Below are 15094 nucleotides of genomic sequence, written 5' to 3' on the forward strand. Positions count from 1 at the left end.
ATTATCGCGCTGCGATGCAGGCATTCAACCAGGCCGGCACCCTGGAACCCGACATGGCAGCCGCCTGGGGCGGGCTCGGCACCGCGCTCGACCAGCTCGACCGGCATGCGGATGCGCAACAAGCCTATCAACGGGCACTTAGCATAGAGCCCAACCGCATCTCGACGCTGGCCAATTACGGACTCTCGCTCGCCCTGTCCGGCGACCTTGTCGGCGCGGAAGAGAAATTGCGGCTTGCCGATGCGCAACCGGACACGACAACGCGGATCAAGGAAAACCTCGCCCTCGTCCTCGGCCTCCAAGGCAAATATGACGAGATGAAAGCCGCGAGCGGCGCCAACGCACCCCGCAGCATTGTCGACCAGAATGTCGAACTGCTCCGGGAAATGGTGCAGCCCACCCGCACCTGGGAGGCCCTCGCCGAGCGTGCGGAGATGGGCATGCTTCCCGCGTCGCCAGCATCTTCGAACAGGCTCGGACCGGATGCCGAGCGCGCGGCTGCAGCAACGTCCACGCCCGTGACGGACGAGTCTGCGACCGTCACAACGCCCGAAAACGACGCGGGCCTGCGGCTGCGTAAAACCTACTGACGCTCTGCCAAAGAACCGGATGAACGCCCTGCCAGCGAACGCATGACAGGCATTGTCATCCTTCAGGAAACGCCGCGAACAACAGGAAATGCCCGCCAGCTTGTCAGCAGGCGGGCATTTTGAAACACGTGATCAAGCCGCGCTATACGAAATCGCTTGTGCGCGTCTCGATGTTCAACTCGGTTACGTCCGGAGCCGCGTCATTGTCACCCTTCATCGACTTGTACTGGATGTAGGCCGGGCCGAGCACGACGAGAAACAAGACGGGCAGGAAGAACAGGATCATCGGCACGGTCAGTTTTGCCGGCAGCGCCGCAGCCTTTTTCTCGGCGGCGGACATCCGCATTTCACGGTTTTCCTTGGCCATCACGCGCAACGCGTCGCCCAGCGGGGTACCATAACGTTCGGCTTGCGACAGGGCCATACAGACCGCCTTCACGCCTTCATGCCCTGTCCGACCGGCGAGGTTGTCATAGGCCATCCGGCGATCAGGCAGATAAGAGAGTTCCGCGACCGTCAGCCCGAATTCCTCGGCCAGTTCCGGCGAAGCAGAGCCGATCTCCTGGCTCACCTTGTTGAAGCCCAGTTCGATCGACATGCCGGCCTCGACGCAGATCAGCAGCATGTCGAGGGAGTCCGGAAAGCCGAGCATGATCGACTTCTGGCGTTTGGCTGCAAGGTTCGAGACGTACATGTTCGGCGCATAGAAGCCGGCCGCCATGCCGAAGGCGAGCGAGCCATACTTCATCACAGGGCTGAAGCCATGGTCATTGACGAAGAAAATATAGACGAAGGTCAGGAGCAGGCCGGCAAAAGGCAATGCCATCCGGGCGAAATAGAAGGCCGAGATCGGGCCCGGTCCTCGCAGGCCGGCCTGGTTCATGAGCTTGACGACATTGGGGTCTTCCAGCGCCTTGGCCAGGTTGAGCTTGGACGAGACCGTACCCATCATGCTCTTGTCTTCACGCCGGAGACCCTTGGTCTCCAGAGCCGCGCGGCTCTGCTTGCGCAGCTTTTCGCGCTGGTTCGACACAGCCTTGAGACGCGTCTCGAGCTTGTCACCCTTCAGGTAAGGCAGGAATACCGTGACGAAGGTCGCAAACACGGCCGCCGCAACGAGATAGGCCGCCAGCGTATCGGGACGAGTCAGTGACAGAATGAAATCATACATAATCCGTCACCCTACATGTCGAAGTTGATCATTTTTTTCATCGTGAGGATGCCCAGGGTCATCATGGTCGCCGCAACCGTGAGGATGACATGGCCCGTCTCGGTGATGAATAGCTGCATGATGTAACTGGGCGTGGTCATGTAGACCATCAGGCCTACCGCAAACGGGAGCGCGCCGATGATCATGCCTGACGCCTTGGCTTCGGACGACAGCGCGTTGACCTTCTCGCGCATCATCTTGCGCGAGCGGATAACGGTCGACAGGTTGCCCAGCGCCTCGGAAAGGTTGCCGCCTGCCTTGGCCTGGATCAGCAGCACAATGACGAAAAAGTTTATCTCCTGCAGCGGCATGCGCTTGTAGAAGGCACTCAGCGAGCGCTCAAGGCCAGCGCCCATTGCAAGGTTGTCGGCCAGTGAGGCGAACTCAGTGCGGAGCGGATCCGGGCTTTCCTTGGCGATGATGCGGATACATTCATTGAGCGCCAGACCGGTTTTCACGCCTCGCACGATAATATCCAGCGCGTCCGCGAACTGGTTGATCATTTTCTTGTGACGGCGTTTGGCCAGCACGCTCAGGAATAGCCGCGGAACCCACAAAGTGCCTGCGATGAACGCGCCGCCGATCATGACGGGCTTGCTCTTGAGCGACATGCCGAAAACCACCAGTCCGTCGGCACCTGACATGTAGATCAGCACAGCGCAAAGCGTACCCATGACCAGTGAACCGATCCAGAACGCAGAGACCGGAAAATCCAGGCCCGCCTGTGCAAGCTTTGAACCGATGTCACGCGGTGTGATCGACTTGCGGCGCTCCTTGTCCTGCTTGCGCAGGTTATCGAGCATTTCCTGTGTCTTGGCGCGTCGCTTGGAATTTTCATCATGCGCCTTGCCACCGCGTGCCTTGCCGGATGTGGCACCCGCGCCGATGGCCTTGGCGCGCTTGCGTGCCGCGTCTGCGTCACCACTCGTGAACGCCAGGCCGACGCCGGCAAGCGCAACAAATGCCAGCCCGGCAACGGCGTAGATCATCAAGCTATTGTCCATGAATCAGCTCCCGAGCGCGTCTAGCGCGGCTGCGAGTTCACGCTCAAGGTTAAAATATGAGGCGCGCTCCCAGAACCGCGGACGCCCGATGCCGGTGCCGCGATGTGAACCGATGATCTTGCCGTCCGCGTCTTCGCCATCCATCTCGAATTTCAGGACGTCCTGCAGCACGATCGTGTCCCCTTCCATGCCCATCACCTCGGTGATGCACATGATACGGCGCGAACCGTCACGAAGGCGAGAAGCCTGCACAACAACGTCGATCGATCCAACGATCATTTCACGGATCGTCCTGGCCGGCAGCGAGAAGCCGCCCATTGTAATCATGGATTCCAAACGGCTGAGAGCTTCGCGCGGGCTGTTGGCGTGCAGCGTTCCCATCGAGCCATCGTGGCCTGTGTTCATCGCCTGCAGGAGGTCAAATGCTTCAGGGCCACGCACCTCGCCCACGATGATGCGTTCTGGACGCATACGCAGGCAGTTCTTGACCAGTTCGCGCATTGTGACCTCGCCCGAGCCTTCGATGTTCGGCGGGCGGGTTTCGAGGCGCACGACGTGCGGCTGCTGAAGCTGGAGTTCGGCGGAGTCTTCACAGGTAATGACGCGCTCGCCGGGCTCGATGAAGGCCGTGAGACAGTTGAGAAGCGTTGTCTTGCCCGAACCTGTACCGCCAGAGATCAGGACGTTGCAGCGCGAGTGACCGATAATACGCAGGACTTCGGCACCCGCTTCGCTGATCGATCCGAAATTGACCAGATCCTGCAGCTGCAGCTTGTCCTTTTTGAACTTACGAATGGTAAGCGTCGGGCCGTCGATTGCCAACGGCGGCGCAATGACGTTCACGCGTGACCCGTCGAGCAGGCGCGCGTCACAGATTGGCGAACTTTCGTCAACGCGGCGGCCAACCTGGCTCACGATGCGCTGGCAGATATTCATGAGCTGGGCATTGTCGCGGAACCTGATATTGGTGCGTTCGATCTTGCCGTTGACTTCGATATAGGTCGTATCCGCACCATTGACCATGATATCGGCAATGTCGTCACGCGCGAGCAATGGCTCCAGCGGACCGTACCCAAGAACGTCGTTACAGATGTCGTCAAGCAGCTGCTCCTGCTCAGAGAGCGACATCACCACATTCTTGATACTGATAATTTCCACAACGATATCGCGAATTTCCTCGCGTGCGCTCTCGGCATCCAGCTGGGCAAGTTGCGACAGGTCGATCGTGTCGATCAGCGCATTGAAAACGGTCGTCTTGGTGGCGTAATACTGTTCCGATTGCTGGTTCACCTTGCGAACCGGCTCCGGCTTGGGCTCAGGCTTCTTGGCCTTGACCGGTTGCGAAGCAAGCGGCTTCGGAGCACCCTTTACAGGCACCGGCTCGGGCGCCTTCGGCTTCATGGCCTGGGGACGTCGCTGCGCCACAGGAGCCGGGGGCTTTGGCGCCGCCGGCGCTGAAACTGCTGGAGATCCTGAACGTTTGCCGAAGGCCATTTACGGGCCCTTTCCCTTGAGTTCTATTTGCCGAGGAGTTTTTGGAAAATCGATTTCGTGGGCTGCACAACCGCCCTGCCCGTCAATACGGACGCTAGGTGATCGATTGCCATTGACGCGCGCGATGTCGCATCCGTTTCCGAGATCATCTGTCCGTTATTTGCTGCCGTGCCAAACAGCTCCGGCTCAAATGGCAGGATGATTTCCGGCTCCACGCCGATCGCCGCCGCGAAATCCTTCACCGGTATTTCAGGCCGCTTCGGAACGCCGCACATGTTCAGCACGAGACGCGGTGGATTATCGTTGGGTCGCTGGCCCTTGAGCTGGTCCATGAAATTCTTGCCGTTTCGCAGCGATGCCAGGTCCGGCTGGCAGACAATGATGACCTCATCGGAGGCCACGAGCGTGCGCTGCACCCAGCGGCTCCACGTGTGCGGCAGGTCGAGCACCATATAGGGCACATTGCGCCGGACACTCTCGATGACCGTGGTGAAGGCCTCGTCAGGAATGTCCATGATCTGATTGATCGTCGCAGGTGCCGTGAAGAGCGACAGGCGGTCGGTAGCTTTTGCCAGGAGCCGCTCGATGACGGCATCATCTGCCCTTTCGGGGGCTAGAAGCGCATCAGCGATGGTCTGCGGTGTCTCCTGGTTGAAGTCGAGCGCGGTTGTTCCGAATGACAGGTCGAGATCGACCAGCGTCGTGTTGACGCGCGCATTTTCCGCCAGGGCCCAGGCCAGGTTGTGAGCGATCGTCGACGACCCTACCCCGCCCTTCGCACCAATCACGGAGATCTGCTTGCCAACGAAAGGTCGGTCAGGATCGACGAAGAGAGTGGATATCGAACGGATGATCTGGATCGGATCAAATGGCGGCACGAGGTATTCGCTGACGCCGCGGGCGACCAGCTGGCGATAAAGCTTGATGTCGTTGACGGTACCGACAACCATGACCTGCACGTTTTCGTCGCAATGCTCGGCCAGCGCATCGATCTCGGCCAGCACCTGCTGAGCTGCCGCAGACGACTCGACCATCAAAAGGTTCGGAGTCGGATTTTGCTGCATATAGGCCGTCGCAGCCGCAATCCCGCCGGGAACCGATTCCAGCGTGGCGCGGCCCATGCGGCGGTCTTGCGAGCAAACGTCCATCAGATCTCGCGTTTCGTCACGCTCGTAGAACACCTTGATCGAGATGGCAGGCAGCGGGACATCCCCGCCGTTCCGGTCCGGCATCGAGAAGACCGGCTGGTCAGCCACCAATTGCTTCTGCTCAGGAATCGCCGCCGGATCGGCATCGTCATCCATCAGCGAGCCGAACGCATCATTGGCCGGCGCGGCAAGTCCGTCGACAGGGGCTTCTTCTGCGAAGACATCTTCGAAGTCAGAATCGAAATCGTCTTCAAAGAGCGCTTTTTCGTTCGACATTATACTCTCGTCCTTCTACTCGGCAGCCGGCTATCAATTGACTGCGTCAGATATTGTTCCGGATTCTTCCGACGAGCGGGCAGATGCAGTGGATTCGCCCTCTCGGAATTTCTGCAGGATAACCTGTCGGCGCATCGCGTCGCCTTCTTCGAGTTCGCGCTGGCCCAGAAGGTCGGCCGGGTCTGCGATCATGGCAGAAAGGTTCGTGCGGATTGCGCAGCCGAGGCTTGGCATCTCATTGTTCGAGCGGATGTCCGACACGTCGTACTCAGCCATCGATTTGCAGTCCGGCTTGATCGCGTCATAAACTTGGAAGGCCAGGATCATCGGTTCGGATTTGTCCGATCCCGCACCATGGCTGCTGCCTGCAATTTCGCTATACTCGACACCATTCTGCCAGGCGATCTCGCGCGCCGCAGCGACTGCCGAGACGGCCAGTTGTGAATTGTCGCTGGTTTCGGGCAGCGACATGATCAGCGGACCGTGGCCCTTTGAACGATAGGTGCGGACAAAGGCTTCAATCCTGGCACGGTCCTTCAGCGTGAGTTCGCTGGAAACCGGGCTGATATCCACTTCAAGGAATTCGGTACGCTTCGACACGCCGATTGCGTTGCGGTCGAGCGCGGTGCCCTCAAGGTACGCTTGCGGCACAGCCGTCGGGGCATGGCTCGCGCATCCGGCGAGGCCGGTCAGGGCAAAGCCCGCAGCGATCAGGGCCTGTGTTGGTTTAAGCATCGGGTTCATCCTGACGTCCCTCACTCTTCAATAAAGCCCACAGGGGAGCGATAATTCTTGGCGTCCACTGGCGCGCCGTCCTTGCCGTACTGCTCGTTCAGCTTGCCAAAGAAGATCGACTTGGCGTCCGAGGCGTTGGCATATCCGTCCGCTGGCGTCCGCAGCTGGTTCTTCTGGGTCGGATCGACCAGGTAGGGCGTCACGATGACCACCAGTTCTGACTCGTCCTGAAGGAAATCACGCGATTGGAACAAGGCGCCGAGGATTGGCAGCTTCTTGAGCCCGGGTATCTGGTCCAGCGTCTGGCGTGTCTTGGACTGGATCAGGCCCGCCATCATCATCGATCCGCCCGATGGCAGTTCGATCACCGATTCTGCGCGGCGAACTGACAGGGCCGGAATTGTGATCCCGGCGATCGTGACCAGGTTGCCGTCCGAATCGATACCTGTCTGCGAGGCGCCCTGATAGGCGCCCTGGTTGGTGAGTTCCGATACTTCGGTCGACACTTTGAGGGAAATCCGGCCCTCGGAGAGGACAACAGGCGTGAAACCAAGGCCCACACCATAAGGCTTGAATTCGATCGACACGCGGCCGTTATTGTCCTGCCCGACCGGCACGGGAAACTCGCCGCCCGCGAGGAACTTGGCGCTTTCGCCAGACATTGCAACAATATTCGGCTCGGCCAGCGTCTTGACGACACCGATCCGCTCCAGTGCATCGATCGTGGCACCGACGCTCGATTGCAGGTCGGAACCGACATAGTTGGAATAGGTCAGGGAGCCGCCAAGACCGCCAAGCGCCTGCCCCTGGATTGGAAAGCTGTTACTGGCGCTGAGCGAGCCCTGGAATGTTTGCGGAAGGCCGGGCACGAGGCCGGTCGTTCCGGTCGATTCCGGAATACCGTCACCGTTCGTATCGGAAAACAATTGCTTCTCGACCAGCCTGGCCATGTCACCGAAAGCAGGCGTGCCGGACAGGTTGATGCCGAGCTGCTTGATCGCCGTGCGCTGCATTTCGACAATGCGCACCTCCAGCATGACCTGATCCTTGGCTGCGATCTGGATCATGTTGACGAACTGCATTTCGTCACCGCCGCCGAGGAAAGCCGCAACAAGGCGCTGCACCTGGTCGGATTGCGCCATATCGTCGACAATGCCCGTTATCAGCACGTTTCCATTGAGGCCTTCGACGTTGACGCGCGCATCCGGCACATGCCGCTCGATCAGCTTGTGAAGGCTGGTCATGTCAGTTTCGACATTGATTTCAAGGTTCAGCAGCTGGTTTCCGTCGCGGTCGAATACAAAGGCATTCGTCTGCCCATAGGCGACACCGCGGAAAATGATCCGTTTGGCCGTCTGCACCACGGCATCGGCGATAGCCGGGTTCGTGATGACAACGTCTGCGGCAGGCGAATCTAGATCGATAATCATCGACTTGCTCAGCCCCAGCGTAACCTGCTGTGAAACGCCCGTCTCACCTGGTCTCGTGATCGTTGTGCCCAGATCATTGGGTGTCGCATGCGCTAAAAGCGGCATGGTCGCTGCGAACGCCATGACAAGGCAATTCCGGAACGGGCGGGACATGTTCATCTTCAGCTTCCCCCAAGCCCGGCCGACGTGGCCTGGCCATTGCGGTAAATCATGATGCCTCCGGCGCCATTTCCACCATCGCCACTCAGCATGTCGGTGCGCGATTCGCGGCCCATGCTGTCTCCGGCATCCGACCAGGGGCGCAATGACAGCGACAGTGTTCCCATGCGTTGCGACAGCGCCACCAACTCAGCTTCCTTCGACGAGACTTCCAGCGTCGCCGTGTTGCCGATCTGGGAAGTTCCGCCGTTTTCATCCGGCTTGAAAACCTGGTCGATTGCCAAGACACGAACATTCTTGATGATTGTCGTCGTTGCCGGACGCTCAGTGACCATCTGTTCGGTCTGCACCTGGACTTCATGCGTGAGGATCACGTCGACCTTGTCATTTGGCAGGATGAAGCCACCCGAAGCTGATTCGGTCGAAATCTCGACCGAGATGGCGCGCATTCCCGGTGACAGCAAGGCGGCCATAAGGCTGGAATCATTTGCCAGGACGAGTTTGCCCGGCAGGATCGGTTCGCGATTGAAGATTGGAATCCGGACAATCGCGCCGGCCATCTGCTCGATGCCATCGGGATTTTTGGCTTCGGTGAGATAGCCGTCGACAATGTTCAATTCCGGCCAGGGTGCCCATTCGAAATCGCTTGTCGCCAGGCGGTCACCGATCGCCAGGTCACGTCGGGAAACCAGTACTTTGACTTCGGAAACCTGCGTGGTCTGGATCTCGGTCTGCAGCTCAGTAACCGTTTGCGTCACGGTCGTCGGTGCCGACATGTTGCGAACCAGGAATGCGGCGGCCATGGCTGCAAGGGCAGCACCGCACAGAATGATAAGACGCATCGGCGACATTGGGCGCCACTCCCTTGTGATGACTAAATGCGATGGGCCACCACAATCAGGCAGAATCCCCATCCAAACCGGATACTTCCATGATCAGGCCTAAGGCTTGGTTAACTGAAAAGACTGATTTGGCTTAACAAGTTGGCAAGGAATGGAGACGCTGGCGCAGCCACGAGCACGCCGGCCGCAATCGCGACTCCATAGGGAACACCGGCATTTTCTTCGAATGGTGCACGGATCAATCCCGGCAAGGCCGCGGCCGGGATAAGTCGGCGGACAGACAGGATCAGCAGCGCAAAGGCCCCGCCTGTGAGTGCCATGACAAAAACGAAGGTAATACCCGCATCCGGCCCCAGCCATAGCATCACGGCAGGAATCATCTTGGCATCCCCTCCCCCGAATATGTTAAAGGCGAACAGGCCGAAGGCCACCATGAAGGCGAGGGCGGCGACCATCAGATGCCCCCCGATGATTTCCATCGGGACACCGGAGATCGCAGCTGCAGGCACGAACAGGCCCGCCAGCGCCAGGTTCAGCCAGTTCGGAATCGTCAGTCGGTTGACGTCGTGCATCGCCGCAAAGACGCACAGGGCCAGAAACACACCTCCGAGGATGTTCAAGATCATTCGCCCGCTCCTTCATTCTTCGACTCGGCCGCACCGTGACGGAAAAGACTAAAGGAAGTTTTTAATTCTGCTCCGCCTCATTGGGCCGTCCCGTCCGGTTTGGGGACAAAAGAAAAGGCCGCCAGGTTTCCCTGGCGGCCTTTCTGCGAACCGAATAAATTCGGTCGACTATTTAGTTGGCGTTCGTCATAGCCGTCGAAACAGTCGTGAACGTGGTGTTGGCGCTGTTACCGAGGGCGGTAACGCCACCGATGATAGCGACAGCGATCAGAGCAGCGATCAGGCCGTATTCGATAGCCGTGGCGCCGGACTCGTCTTTAAGAAAACGTGCAAACATTGGAAACTCCCATCATGCGTTAAATAAGCCTCGGACATTTTTTTCTTCCCGGGACAACACTGAAACTACAGGACTATTCTCAATATCGCGTTACGGAATACAGATAATCCGTGAAGGCAAATCAGGGTTTTGTTTACTCTCGTCCAATGCGCGATCCGTCGAAATCGGTCCCTATAGTATGATGTCGGATTTGCGCGATCTCCGCACTATTAGGAAACAGGCAACCTTCTTGAGCGAAGATTCCCGAAACCGAACCTGGAGCCCGAGAAATGAACATATTGGCCAAGTCCTGCACCCTGGCGCTGGCAGGATCGCTGTTCGTCGCAACCGCTGCGGCCGGGCAGCTGTCCGTCGAAGCCAACAAGACCATCCCCGTTCGCATCCCGGGGTCTGCAGCGAGCATCGTACTCGGCAACAAGAATGTCGCCGACGTCGCCGTTCACGACGAACACCTCATTTTCATCACCGGAAAGACGTTCGGCACGACCAATCTCATGATCTTCAACAAGGCCGGCGACCAGATTTTTTCGACCGAAGTTGTCGTCACTGTCAATTCGTCAAACCTTGTGACGGTCAATCGCTCCGGCCAGAATTTCACCTATGACTGCGCCCCCGAATGCCGCTCGGTCATGAGCATCGGCGATCAGATCGACTATTTCGATGCCCTCCTCACGCAGCAGAAATCTACTCAGGACCTGAACAGTGGCAACTAGGCTCGCATCCATTTAGCACGCTGCAACGACCGCGTCTCCGGAGGCGGTCGTTTGCATTTCCGGGACGAGCGCGATCCAAATTGGGCGCCAGATAGATGAAATTTTACGTTTCCGATAAATCGGGGGCAAACCCAGGTCTGGTATCTGGTAGCGCTGAGACAATCGTCTGTTTGGGGTTTGAAAATGGTCAGCTTCCGCTTCGACATCCTTGCTTCGCGCCTCAAGGCGTCCTGGAATGCGTATGCCAGCGACCGGCGTGGGGCGGCGGCCGTCGAATTCGCCATGGTCGCCATTCCGTTCTTTCTGCTGATCTTCGGCCTGCTCGAAGTCTGCCTCATGTTTCTCGTCTCGACTGTACTCGAACACTCCGTCGCCGACGCGTCCCGGCAAATCCGGACCGGTCAGGCTCAGGAAAGCGGATTTGACGAGACCAATTTCCGCCAGTCGGTTTGCGGCAGCTTCTTCGGACTGCTGGACTGTGACGACAAGCTGCACATAGACGTCAAGTCGCTTGACGAATTCGGCGCCGCCAGCTTCGAGCGCCCGGTCGATCTGGATGGCAATTTCGATGATGCCGGCTTTGCCTATGAACCCGGCGGTCCCAACGAGATCGTGGCCGTGCGCGTTTTCTACGAATGGCGCTTGATGACACCCTTCATTACTGCGCCGCTGTCTAACATGGCCGGTTCAAAATACCTGGTGCAGGCGAATGCCGTTTTCCGCAACGAACCCTTTGGAGACTAGTTCATGTCCCGCAAGTCCCTTCTCTCCCGGATCAATCCCCGCCTGAAATGGCGTGGCATCCAGGGCCTGCACTATAATGAACAGGGTGTGTCGGCGGTGGAGTTTGCCATCATCGCGCCGGTCATGGTCCTGATCTATTTCGGCTGTATCGAGCTCAGCTTCCTGATGCGCATGGACCGCCGGGTCACCTCCACCAGCGCCAGCCTCGGTGACCTTACCGCCCGTCTTGCGACCGTGACGGATGCGGACATGGGCGAGATGTTCGCAGCAGCAAAAGTCATGATGCAGCCGTATGATGCGACGGAGGCCAACCTCCGGATCACCAGCATCGTCGACAATGGCGACGGCGTTCCACGCGTTGACTGGTCAGATGCCTACAACATCTCCGCCTATGCCCAGGGCTCCGCGATAACCGTTCCTTCCGGCATCATTCCCTCCCCAGGCTCGGTGATCCTGGCAGAAGTCGAGTACACGTTCAAAAGCCCCTTCGGCTACGTTCTGAAGACCGAAAAGACGGTGGACGACAAATTCTACCTGCGTCCACGCCGCGTCAACGAAATCAGCCGCACGCATGACGCCGATGATGACGGCAAATCATTCGGGCCAACAAGCTAGCGGGCTGGCCTGTCCTGCTTAATCCCGGATATCACGCGTCGAAGCCCCGCTTTGGCGCGTGAACTTTCCACAGGATGATCAGGCCCAGCAGGAACATGAAGCCGATACCCCCCATGCCGATGCGCTGGTTGCCTGTCAGCCAGGTCAGCAGGCTGACAAGGCCCGGCCCCATCCACACGGTCACCGTCCCGGCAATCGCGTAGAGACCGAAGAATTCACCGATCCTGTCATGCGGCGCGATGTGCACCAGCATGTAGCGGCTGGACGAAATCGACGCCACGACGGCAATCGCCACTGGAATCACGAACAGGAAATAGGTCACATCCGACAAAGTGTCGAAGAACGGGCTGCTCCAGATCGGCGTCCCGCTCGGGATCAGACCGAATAACAGGGCTTCCGGTGTGATCGACAGCTGCACCAGCAGCAGGACGGTCAGCACGGAAATTTCCCAGACCAGTGCGAGTTTCGGCCCAAGGACACGATCAAGGAACCCGCCGACAAATCCGCCGACCGCCCCGAACAGGACGCCCGTGATCCCGTAGAACAGAATCTCTACACCGCTCCAGCCGAGGAAGGTTTTTGCGAACACCGCACCCAGCGTCAGCAGCGCCGCCATGGCATCTGCATAGATCGTGCGAGCGATCAGGAACCGCATTGTATGGGGATGGTCCCGGAACAACTTCACGAGGTAATCCCGGAACACGATCGCGCGCTGCAGAAACGATTGCGGGTTGCCGTCATGACGGTCCTCACCTTTGAACACGTCTCCGGCTGCCCGCTTCCAGCTCAATCCCTTGCTCAGGCCATCCGGCATGAACACGAAGAACGGGATCAGCATTACCGCCATCCATACGGCCACAAACGGACCCGCAAAGCGCTGTGGTTCGTTCGTAGCTAGGTCCAAGGCGATCAACTGCTCATCCGCCGCGAATGGCAAGCCCGATCCAGGCAGCAGCAGGCCAAACAGGAAGAAAATCAGGATCCCGACACTCAGGATATTGCCCATCGACAAGCCAAGGCCCGAAATGATCGGCAGCGCGTTGGGGCGCCCAGCCGTCGGCAGCATCGCATTGTGGAGCACTTCCGAATACCCGTAGCAACAATAAGCGATCGCCAGCACAAACATGGTGGGCCACATGGTCAGAGGACCCTCGGGCCGAGCCCACCAAAGGGCGAAAGAGCACACCACCATGACCGCCATAAACACGGCTATAAGCGGCTTTCGCCTGCCCGCCTTGTCGGCAACGACACCGAGGAACGGCGCCGTCAGCGCCGTGACGATGCCCGCCATCGTGATGGTCAGGCCAGACAGTGTCAGGCCCAATTCGCCGCCGCCCACCATGACTTCGGCGAAATACGGGGCAAAGATGTAGATGACGATGAGATTATAGTAGGGGTTGCGTGCGCCTTCGAAGATGGCCCAGGCCAAGCCCTTGATGCCAAAAGGCCCTCCGCTCACAGCCGCCTGTTTTGCAGCATTCTCGGTCAGCGGCGCAGCGGCCAGTAATTCAGTCATTCGGCGACAATCTCCCGGATAGGTCTGCGGCATCATTGTTCGCCGTCTTTCCGCAACCGTGCGATATTCCACGCGGCGAGGAAAGCGATTTGGCCATTTAAGGCATGTTCGCGTCGGGTAAACTTTTGGTGTGGTAACAGCACGAGCCGCCCCACCGCTTGCCGCGATCAGAGCTTGTCCGCAAGCTCACCGGCATATTTGGTGATGTCCCCCGCCCCGAGACAGACAACCATGCCGCCAGGCTTGGCGATGCCCCGGATGGCTTCAGGCATGTCATCCAGCGACCCAAGCACATGCGCGCCCCGGTGGCCGTGCCGCTTGACGCTGGCAACCAGCGTCTCGTGCGTGATGCCCTCAATCGGGGCCTCGCCAGCCTCGTAGACCGGTGCGACGAACACTTCGTCAGCCGCATCGAAGCAGCGTGAAAAGTCTTCGAACAGGTCTCGCAGGCGCGTGTAGCGGTGCGGCTGGCAGATGGCGATCAACTGGCCCTGGCCAAGCATGGACCGCGCGGCCTTTAAAACGGCGACGATCTCGACTGGATGGTGGCCATAATCGTCGATGATGCGCACCACACCCTTGCCACCCCCTTCGGGCGCCCATTCCCCCACCGTCGTAAACCGCCGCTTGACCCCGCCAAACGCCGCCAACGACGCCTTGATCTGGTCGTCGGTTGCGCCCAGTTCCAGCGCCACGGTGATCGCCGCCAGGGCGTTCTGCACATTGTGCTCACCCGCCATTGGCAGCGTCAGGTCCTTGATGATCCGCGGGCTTGCCGAGCCCGGGCGCCGCAATGCGACATCGAAATGCGCACCGTCGAGGTCGGTCTTCAGATTCAACGCCCGCACATCGGCCTGCCGGTTGAATCCATAGCTGATCCGCCGCCGGTCGGTGACGCGGGCCGCCAGGTCCTGGACTTCGGGATGGTCGGTGCAGAGTACGGCGAACCCGTAGAACGGAAGGTTTTCCACAAAGGTATCAAAGGCTTCGCGCAGCTTATCCATGGAGCCGTAATGGTCCATATGCTCAGGATCGATATTCGTGACGATGGCACAAGTCGGGTGCAGCTTGGCGAACGTCCCGTCGCTCTCATCACTCTCCACCACCATCCAGTCGCTTTCTCCCGCCTTGTAGTTCGAGCCATAGGCGTGAATGATCCCGCCATTGATCACGGTCGGATCGATGCCGCAGCCGTCCAGCAGGCACGCCACCATGCTCGTCGTCGTCGTCTTGCCGTGGGTGCCAGCCACGCAGACCGTGTATTTGAGCCGCGTGATTTCAGCCAGCATATTGGCCCGGCGCACCACGGGAATGCCCGCTGCCCGCGCCGCCAGCACTTCCGGATTGTCCCTCCTGATCGCCGAGGAAATGATCACCGTGCCGGCCCCCTTCACGTTCTCGCCGCGATGGCCGATGAAGATATTGGCCCCCTTCTCCCGCAGGCGCTGCACATTGGTGCTGTCGGATATATCCGAGCCCTGGACCTGGTAGCCCATGGTCAGCATCACATCGGCAATGCCCGACATGCCGATACCGCCAATGCCGACGATATGTGCGGGGCCGAGATCGAAAGGCGTGGGTGAAGTCATGGCAGAAACCCATTCAGTCAGTGAAAAACGTAAGTGCTAGCGTTACCGTGGTGCGCATTCCGCAGG

General features: G+C 59.1%; 15 protein-coding genes. 4 read left to right on the plus strand and 11 right to left on the minus strand.

Going from position 1 to position 15094, the window contains the following annotated elements; all coding sequences use genetic code 11:
• Positions 1 to 590 (plus strand): tetratricopeptide repeat protein (locus ACESNB_RS00170; RefSeq protein ID WP_373002284.1); only part of this gene is annotated, 590 nt, incomplete at its 5' end.
• Between the two features lie 142 nt (positions 591 to 732).
• Here ACESNB_RS00170 and ACESNB_RS00175 read toward each other — a convergent pair.
• The 9 genes from ACESNB_RS00175 to ACESNB_RS00215 form a co-directional block, all read right to left on the minus strand.
• On the minus strand, positions 733 to 1761 hold the full coding sequence (locus ACESNB_RS00175) for a type II secretion system F family protein (protein ID WP_373002287.1): 1029 nt from the start codon (positions 1759 to 1761) through the stop codon (positions 733 to 735).
• An 11-nt stretch (positions 1762 to 1772) separates the two neighbouring features.
• Entirely contained in the window at positions 1773 to 2804 is a 1032-nt protein-coding gene (locus ACESNB_RS00180) for a type II secretion system F family protein (protein ID WP_373002290.1), read from the minus strand.
• A 3-nt stretch (positions 2805 to 2807) separates the two neighbouring features.
• Positions 2808 to 4298: an ATPase, T2SS/T4P/T4SS family gene (locus ACESNB_RS00185; RefSeq protein ID WP_373002293.1), complete on the minus strand. Its 1491-nt coding sequence runs from the start codon at positions 4296 to 4298 to the stop codon at positions 2808 to 2810.
• 23 nt (positions 4299 to 4321) lie between these two features.
• Entirely contained in the window at positions 4322 to 5722 is a 1401-nt protein-coding gene (locus ACESNB_RS00190) for an AAA family ATPase (protein ID WP_373002296.1), read from the minus strand.
• A 33-nt stretch (positions 5723 to 5755) separates the two neighbouring features.
• Complete coding sequence (locus ACESNB_RS00195; protein WP_373002299.1) at positions 5756 to 6457, minus strand: CpaD family pilus assembly protein; 702 nt, start codon at positions 6455 to 6457, stop codon at positions 5756 to 5758.
• 20 nt (positions 6458 to 6477) lie between these two features.
• The gene (locus ACESNB_RS00200; RefSeq protein ID WP_373002301.1) at positions 6478 to 8046 is read right to left on the minus strand and encodes a type II and III secretion system protein family protein; all 1569 of its coding nucleotides are present in this window, start codon (positions 8044 to 8046) and stop codon (positions 6478 to 6480) included.
• Positions 8047 to 8048: 2 nt separating this feature from the next.
• Entirely contained in the window at positions 8049 to 8897 is an 849-nt protein-coding gene (gene cpaB, locus ACESNB_RS00205; protein WP_373002304.1) for a Flp pilus assembly protein CpaB, read from the minus strand.
• 101 nt (positions 8898 to 8998) lie between these two features.
• Positions 8999 to 9514 carry a prepilin peptidase gene (locus ACESNB_RS00210; protein ID WP_373002308.1) on the minus strand — a complete coding sequence of 172 codons (516 nt, stop codon included), beginning with the start codon at positions 9512 to 9514 and terminating at the stop codon, positions 8999 to 9001.
• A gap of 172 nt (positions 9515 to 9686) precedes the next feature.
• Positions 9687 to 9851 (minus strand): Flp family type IVb pilin, encoded by a 165-nt coding sequence (locus tag ACESNB_RS00215; protein ID WP_373002310.1) that lies wholly within the window; start codon positions 9849 to 9851, stop codon positions 9687 to 9689.
• 269 nt (positions 9852 to 10120) lie between these two features.
• On the opposite strand from ACESNB_RS00215, the gene ACESNB_RS00220 reads away from it, so the two are divergent.
• The 3 genes from ACESNB_RS00220 (at position 10121) to ACESNB_RS00230 (ending at position 11923) form a co-directional block, all read left to right on the plus strand.
• The gene (locus ACESNB_RS00220; protein ID WP_373002313.1) at positions 10121 to 10564 is read left to right on the plus strand and encodes a pilus assembly protein N-terminal domain-containing protein; all 444 of its coding nucleotides are present in this window, start codon (positions 10121 to 10123) and stop codon (positions 10562 to 10564) included.
• Positions 10565 to 10747: 183 nt separating this feature from the next.
• Positions 10748 to 11308: a TadE/TadG family type IV pilus assembly protein gene (locus ACESNB_RS00225; protein WP_373002316.1), complete on the plus strand. Its 561-nt coding sequence runs from the start codon at positions 10748 to 10750 to the stop codon at positions 11306 to 11308.
• 3 nt (positions 11309 to 11311) lie between these two features.
• The gene (locus ACESNB_RS00230) at positions 11312 to 11923 is read left to right on the plus strand and encodes a TadE/TadG family type IV pilus assembly protein (protein ID WP_373002319.1); all 612 of its coding nucleotides are present in this window, start codon (positions 11312 to 11314) and stop codon (positions 11921 to 11923) included.
• A gap of 31 nt (positions 11924 to 11954) precedes the next feature.
• Here the strand turns inward: ACESNB_RS00230 and ACESNB_RS00235 are convergent, their stop codons facing one another.
• Together ACESNB_RS00235 and murC are read right to left on the minus strand one after the other, a co-directional pair.
• Positions 11955 to 13439 carry an MFS transporter gene (locus ACESNB_RS00235; protein ID WP_373002322.1) on the minus strand — a complete coding sequence of 495 codons (1485 nt, stop codon included), beginning with the start codon at positions 13437 to 13439 and terminating at the stop codon, positions 11955 to 11957.
• Between the two features lie 167 nt (positions 13440 to 13606).
• On the minus strand, positions 13607 to 15028 hold the full coding sequence (murC, locus tag ACESNB_RS00240) for a UDP-N-acetylmuramate--L-alanine ligase (protein ID WP_373002326.1): 1422 nt from the start codon (positions 15026 to 15028) through the stop codon (positions 13607 to 13609).
• Positions 15029 to 15094: the final 66 nt, after the last annotated feature.

This window comes from Hyphomonas sp. (assembly GCF_041689225.1).
In the GTDB taxonomy this organism is placed as follows: domain Bacteria; phylum Pseudomonadota; class Alphaproteobacteria; order Caulobacterales; family Hyphomonadaceae; genus Hyphomonas.